Consider the following 6346-nt stretch of genomic DNA (forward strand, 5'->3'; position numbering starts at 1 on the left):
CCAGCCAGTACACCACTCATAAGACGGGCAGTCGTTCCTGAATTACCAAAATTGATCGGAACTATGGGTTCTTTTAAGTTTTCAATGCCTTTCCCGTGGATAATCAATTCATCCTCATTTTGTTCAATATTTACACCTAAGCTCCTAAATGCGTTGACCGTTCTTAAACAATCCTCACCTGTAAGAAAATTTGTGATTCTAGACTTCCCCTCAGCTAATGAGGCAAAAATGACAGAACGGTGGGAGATCGATTTATCTCCAGGAACTTTTAAATTTCCATTCAGTCCGCTATTAGAAGGTTCTAGTTTGATAACTGACACTCTATCAACCCCTTACTGTTCTAACATCACTTCGTATTGATAACTTTCAAGTAACTTCTTACTATCAATTTGATCCTCATTGGTAGCAAAACTAATTCGTAACACACCCGTAATTCCCTCACGAATTTCAAGAATCTGGATGTTCTTAATACTTATGCTCTCTTGAGCAAGTAAGCCAATAACATCATGAATTGCGCCCGGCTGATCGTGAATGTCCACATAAATATCATAGAAAGAAGGGATAGCTCCTTTCTCACGAACCGGCAGTCCGTCTCTATACTGCTTAGCTTCTACTAAATATTGATACGTTTGTTCAATGTCCAGATCTTTCAAATAAGTTCTTACGGTCTGCATCTCCTCTATCCAGTCGTCAAGCATGGAAATAAGCAAAGAGCGATTTTGAAAAAAGATGTCCTGCCATAACCTTGGGTTACTTGAAGCAATACGAGTTATGTCTTTGAATCCTCCGGCTGCTAAATGTTCAATATAAGGATGCGTCTTTTGCCATTCTCTAGCTTGATGAACTAAAGAAGAAGCAATTAGATGTGGGAAATGAGAGATAACGGCAGTCATTTCGTCATGCTCCCTTGTTGAAAATGTGAGAAATCTTGCTCCTGTTTTCGAGAAAAGATGCTTCAATTTCTCTGCTTCGGCTTCTGTAGCGTGTACTGAGGGCGTTAACACGTATATCGCATTCTCAAATAAATGAGGCTTAGCAGCAGTATAGCCCTGTTTGTGAGAACCAGCCATTGGATGCCCACCAACAAATGAAAATTGCGGGTCTGTAAGCTGATTGGCAGCTTCCAACACCTTATTTTTCACCGAAGAAACGTCGGTAACCAGCAAAGGTTTTGTTAACTCCATTTGCTCCAACTGCTTCAAAAGATCAATTGTGATAGATATGGGAGTAGCGAGAATCAAGACATCCGCTTCTTTCACAGCATTGTGGAAGTTTTTAGAGGCTTGATGAATAACCCCCTGTTTAAGAGCCATGTTCACGGTTTCTTGATCTTTATCCATACCGATTACAAAAACATCATCTTTTTCAGATACATTCATGGCTAGCGAACCGCCGATCAACCCAAGTCCGACTATCAGAACTGTTTCCTTCATTATTTCACACCTGAATCCAACTTTTGTTTCATTTCCTCCTGGATTCTTTCCATATCTTCTTTCTTGCCGATCGTCAATCGAATCGAGTTCGGGATGCCAAGTGCTTCACCAGATCGTACAATGAAACCTTTAGAAATAAGGTGTTTGAACATTTCATCACCACTAATAGGCAGGTGGATCAACAAAAAGTTCGCTTGAGTATCGAAGTAGGATAGTCCCTGCTCCTCACAAAACTCCATCAATGATTGTTTATTTTTCCGATTCTCTTCTAAAGAATTCTCTATGAATTCCTGGTCATCCAATGCTAAGATAGCTGCAGCCTGAGCTACAGTAGAAGTATTGAAAGGCTCTCTGGCAGGTTCTAATAACTGAATGACTTGAGAGTTTCCTACTCCATAACCGATTCTTAATCCAGCAAGACCGTAAGCTTTTGAAAATGTACGCAATACCATCAAATTCGGATAGTGATCCAATTCTGACAGCGAATCAAAGAAATCATCTGCTTCTACATATTCATAATAAGCTTCATCAAGGACGACAAGTACATGGTCCGGTACACGTTCAAGAAGAGACTGGAGCGTTTCCTTGTTAATATGTACCCCTGTTGGATTGTTGGGTGTACAAATCCAAAGCACTCTCGTTTGAGAGTCAATTTGTGAAAGCATTTCCTCTAAATCATGATGTCCTTCAACGACAGGAACTTCTCGAACTTCCGCTCCTTCAATCAATGCGTTATGACGGTATTGAGGGAAAGTTGGTGTCGCCATAACAGTATTGGATCCAGGTTCTAGGAAAGTACGACATATAATCTGTACAACTTCATCAGAACCATTTCCAAAAATAAGTTGATCTTCGTCGACATTAATGAACTCAGAGACTCGTTTTCTAATTGCAGCAGCATAACCGTCAGGATAGATTTCCAGTTTAGAGATTAACTTTGGCAATTCTTCTTTCACTTTGGGAGAAAATCCATTTGGGTTTTCGTTTGAAGCAAGCTTCACAATCCTCTCCAACCCAAACTCTTTTTTTACTTCTTCAATTCCCTTCCCAGGTTTATAAGGTTTCATCGTTTTAAGAATGTCTTTAGCTTTCATCTGGAAAACTCCTCTCAACTCTTTAAATCAGGTCTTAGTTGTTTAGCTTCGTTATGATAAATATGTTTAATTTCTTTTTGCCCCTTTTCCGTATTCACTGTTACCATCACTCGAATGCATAACGGTAAACTATCAGGTACTGGAATTTCCGTCATACACATAACCGGAACGTAGGTCCAACCATCCAATTGACGTAATGACTTGGCAGGAAATGCATCATTGATGTCTTCCGTTACAGTGAAGAATACTGACGATACGTCCTCAGGCATAAAGCGATTTTGTTTTACCATGTCTTCTAAAAGTTCAACAGATCGAGCAATGATTTCATTGGCCTCGTTTCTCTCAACTGTGGTCGCTCCTCTTATTCCGCGCATCATGAATAAATCACCTCTCTGAAGAAACGGTTGAGTTCATCGGTAAGTTCTTCTTCTCCTACAGGCATGACACAAGGAGAACCGACACTTGTAAGCAAAACATAATGGATGTTTTGAGAGACTGCTTTTTTATCCCATTTCATACGCTCAATCAACCGATCAGTATCTAGCCCTTTTAATGTATGAAATGGATAATCATTTTTCTTAATCCAATTTACATAATCTTTCACAGGTAAACTGGAAGTTAGTTTAGCTTCACTTAATTGTAAAGAGAATGCTATACCAATAGCGACGGCTTCTCCGTGGGTGATTCCACCGTAACCAAGCTCCGTTTCAATCGCATGGGCAAGCGTGTGTCCGAGGTTCAAGTGTCTTCTTAACCCTTGTTCCCTCTCGTCTTTCTCGACAATGTCAGCCTTTACCCGTATTCCTTTAGTCAAGTCATCAGTAAGCTGCTCTGTTGTTAATAACGGCAAGGATAGTTGGAATAATTCCTTCACCCAATCCTCATCGGATAATAAAGCGTGCTTGATTACCTCTCCGTAGCCTGAACGAATTTCTTCTTCTGGCAAGGTGGTCAGTGTTTCTATATCATAAATAACTTTAACAGGATTATAGAAACTACCAATCAAATTTTTACCTTTTGTATGGTTAATAGCAACCTTACCACCAACACTGCTGTCGTGAGCAAGTATCGTCGTCGGCATCTGAATAAAATCGATACCTCGTAAATAAGTAGAAGCGACAAAGCCGGCTAAATCGCCAACCATTCCTCCACCTAAAGCGATAATTAAGGATTTTCGATCCAATTGAGCCTCAAAGCAATCATCGAGCAATTTTTCATATTGAGCCATGCTTTTCGAAGACTCTCCTGAAGGTACGACGGATGTATGGACCTCGTAATGTTCCTTCAGGCTGTTTGTGACCTCATCCAAGTAGTATTGAGCAACTTTATCGTCCGTCACTACTAAAACCATTCTATAAGTGTCATTGATATGGTGAGATAATTCGTGACGAATTCCCGCTTGTAAAACAACTTCGTAATCATGGGTACTCGATTGTATCATTAGAGAGGTCATTTAAAACGACCTTACTTCCTGACGGTAATCATCAACCGCTCGTTTTAACCGAGGGAAGTAGTCTGATGGGAATTCATCAGTGATGGCTTTCGCTAGCTCAAAAGCTACAATATGTTCCATAACAACAGATGCTGCAGGGACGGCACATGAATCAGAACGTTCAATACTTGCATTAAATGGTTCTTTCGTATCGATATCTACACTTTGCAGCGGTTTATAAAGCGTTGGGATTGGCTTCATAACCCCTTTTACAACGATTGGCATCCCTGTTGTCATGCCGCCTTCAAATCCCCCCAAACGATTGGTCCGGCGGTAATAGCCGCGTTCTTCGCTCCATAAAATTTCGTCATGTACCTGGCTTCCGTTCCTTCTAGCTGCTTCAAAGCCGATACCGAATTCCACGCCTTTGAATGCGTTGATACTCATGACACCACCTGCAATTTTAGCATCCAATTTACGATCGTATTGCACATAAGAACCGATTCCTGGTGGCATTCCCTCTACATAAACTTCACAGACACCACCGATGGAATCCCCTTCCTTCTTAGCTACATCGATTGCCTTCATCATTTTTTCAGCCGCGTCTTCATCAAATGTTCTTACTGGAGAAGCTTCTGAAATTTCTCTGCGTTCTTTTAATGTAAGGTTTTCATCGACGTCACTTACGATTCCGGCAATTTCTCGTACATATCCTGACACTTCTATCCCTAATTCGCTTAACAGAACCTTCGCCACAGCACCAGCTCCTACACGAGCTGCCGTCTCTCTTGCAGACGAGCGCTCAAGGACATTCCTCATGTCTCTGTGGCCGTATTTCATTCCGCCGTTTAAATCCGCATGCCCGGGACGAGGTTTGGTTACGGTCCGGCGAATATCTTTTGTATCTTCCGGAAGAGGGTCTTCCCCCATGATGTCAGTCCAATGTTTGAAATCATCATTATGTACGACTAATGTGATTGGTGAACCCATCGTATAACCGTGACGTACACCGCTTGTGATTTCTACAAGGTCTTTTTCAATTTGCATACGTTTCCCACGCCCATAGCCACCTTGACGACGGATCAGTGATTCGTTTATTTGATCTCTTAAAAGTGGTAGATGAGACGGTACTCCTTCAATGATGGTTGTTAATTGTTTACCATGTGATTCGCCAGCGGTTAAATAACGCATGAACAAAGTCCTCCTATCAGATGTATAGACACTTAATGCAGTATCAGCAATAAATTTTACGTATTACTATATCATAAGCATTTATGTTTGTGTTCTTTAAATATTCAATTTTTTTAAAAAGAATTAAGAAAGCGTTTTATTAATAGAGTCACACCACTTTCTTGTAAAAAAATGTATCAAACACTTCGAAATCGAATTTATTCGGAGAAAAAATCTGTTCGGTACTGCCTACGAACAAAATCCCTCCAGGATTAAGTGAACGACTGATATTTAAATAAATCGAATTCTTTGCATCCTCTGTAAAATAGATCAATACATTTCGGCAGACAACCAGATCACAATTCACTTCATACCTATCCGCCAATAAGTTGTGCTTTTTGAATGTTACACAGCTTTTTAGTTCATCTTTCAGCCTGTAAAAGGTTCCCTCTTGTTGAAAGAACCTCTGTTTAAGCGATGGTGATAATTCACTCAAAGCTCTGTCGGGGTAAATGCCCGTTTCTGCCTGATCTAATGCTTTTTCATCAAGGTCAGTTGCGATGATGTCAATTTTGGATAAAGGCATGTATTGACTTAAAATCATTGCTAAAGTGTACGGTTCCTCTCCTGTCGAGCAGGCAGCGCTCCAAATCTTCAATCGCTTATTCCTTTTTAGAAGGTACGGCAACACTTTTTTCTCTAACACATCGAAACGACTTTTATTTCTATAAAATTCCGATACGTTAATTGTCATTCGATCCAAAAGCTCCTCAAGCAATTTTGGATTTTTACTCATTGAAAGTAAATAAGTATTAAAATCAGGGAAACCTCGCTTATCCCTCAGAGAAGTAAGGCGTCGTTTCATTTGGGCTTCTTTATATAAGGAGAGATCAATTCCTGTGCGAGTATGTATGTGGTTTACAAATTGCGTATAGTCCTTGGTCATGTAACCGAAACTCCTTACTATCTTGTTCCTTTAAGGTTACTTCAACGCTTTTAAGTTGTAAAATGTTTTCTCTATATTCTACTAGAAACCTTAAGTTCTTTAAATACACTTCATTGAATGAACGGCTACTGTACCATTCCTAATGTATCGTTTAGATCGTTCCATAAACGTGCAGGGTTGTGGAAGACTCGATTTCGAGATAACCGGGGTTCGTTGCTGTAGTGAGAGTTAGGGTTGTTTGGGAAGCAGCTCGCTTTCCTGCGGGGATGAC

General features: G+C 40.4%; 6 protein-coding genes and 1 pseudogene. All 7 read right to left on the reverse strand.

The window, feature by feature from the left end; translation table 11 throughout:
- A pseudogene (locus LD39_RS03035) lies at positions 1-320 on the reverse strand (3-phosphoshikimate 1-carboxyvinyltransferase); the annotation flags it as partial.
- 12 nt (positions 321-332) lie between these two features.
- Entirely contained in the window at positions 333-1433 is a 1101-nt protein-coding gene (locus LD39_RS03040) for a prephenate dehydrogenase (RefSeq protein ID WP_197061382.1), read from the reverse strand.
- The gene (gene hisC / locus LD39_RS03045) at positions 1433-2527 is read right to left on the reverse strand and encodes a histidinol-phosphate transaminase (RefSeq protein WP_035542772.1); all 1095 of its coding nucleotides are present in this window, start codon (positions 2525-2527) and stop codon (positions 1433-1435) included. The genes LD39_RS03040 and hisC overlap by 1 nt, the downstream gene beginning before the upstream one ends.
- Before the next feature lie 14 nt (positions 2528-2541).
- The gene (aroH, locus tag LD39_RS03050) at positions 2542-2904 is read right to left on the reverse strand and encodes a chorismate mutase (RefSeq protein WP_035542774.1); all 363 of its coding nucleotides are present in this window, start codon (positions 2902-2904) and stop codon (positions 2542-2544) included.
- The gene (gene aroB / locus LD39_RS03055) at positions 2901-3980 is read right to left on the reverse strand and encodes a 3-dehydroquinate synthase (RefSeq protein ID WP_035542775.1); all 1080 of its coding nucleotides are present in this window, start codon (positions 3978-3980) and stop codon (positions 2901-2903) included. Before aroB ends, aroH begins: the two co-directional genes overlap by 4 nt.
- Complete coding sequence (gene aroC, locus LD39_RS03060) at positions 3981-5150, reverse strand: chorismate synthase (protein WP_035542776.1); 1170 nt, start codon at positions 5148-5150, stop codon at positions 3981-3983.
- 148 nt (positions 5151-5298) lie between these two features.
- Positions 5299-6075 carry a protein-glutamate O-methyltransferase CheR gene (locus tag LD39_RS03065; protein WP_035542777.1) on the reverse strand — a complete coding sequence of 259 codons (777 nt, stop codon included), beginning with the start codon at positions 6073-6075 and terminating at the stop codon, positions 5299-5301.
- Positions 6076-6346 lie beyond the last annotated feature (271 nt).

The sequence above is a fragment of the Halobacillus sp. BBL2006 genome (assembly GCF_000786645.1).
In the GTDB taxonomy this organism is placed as follows: domain Bacteria; phylum Bacillota; class Bacilli; order Bacillales; family Halobacillaceae; genus Halobacillus.

What these genes read in the sequence shown, in the direction of transcription:
- aroH (WP_035542774.1), bottom strand. Translation starts at nt 2,904, where the DNA reads ATGATGCGCGGAATAAGAGGAGCGACCACAGTTGAGAGAAACGAGGCC.
- hisC (WP_035542772.1), bottom strand. Translation starts at nt 2,527, where the DNA reads ATGAAAGCTAAAGACATTCTTAAAACGATGAAACCTTATAAACCTGGG.
- aroC (WP_035542776.1), bottom strand. Translation starts at nt 5,150, where the DNA reads ATGCGTTATTTAACCGCTGGCGAATCACATGGTAAACAATTAACAACC.
- aroB (WP_035542775.1), bottom strand. Translation starts at nt 3,980, where the DNA reads ATGACCTCTCTAATGATACAATCGAGTACCCATGATTACGAAGTTGTT.
- LD39_RS03040 (WP_197061382.1), bottom strand. Translation starts at nt 1,433, where the DNA reads ATGAAGGAAACAGTTCTGATAGTCGGACTTGGGTTGATCGGCGGTTCG.
- LD39_RS03065 (WP_035542777.1), bottom strand. Translation starts at nt 6,075, where the DNA reads ATGACCAAGGACTATACGCAATTTGTAAACCACATACATACTCGCACA.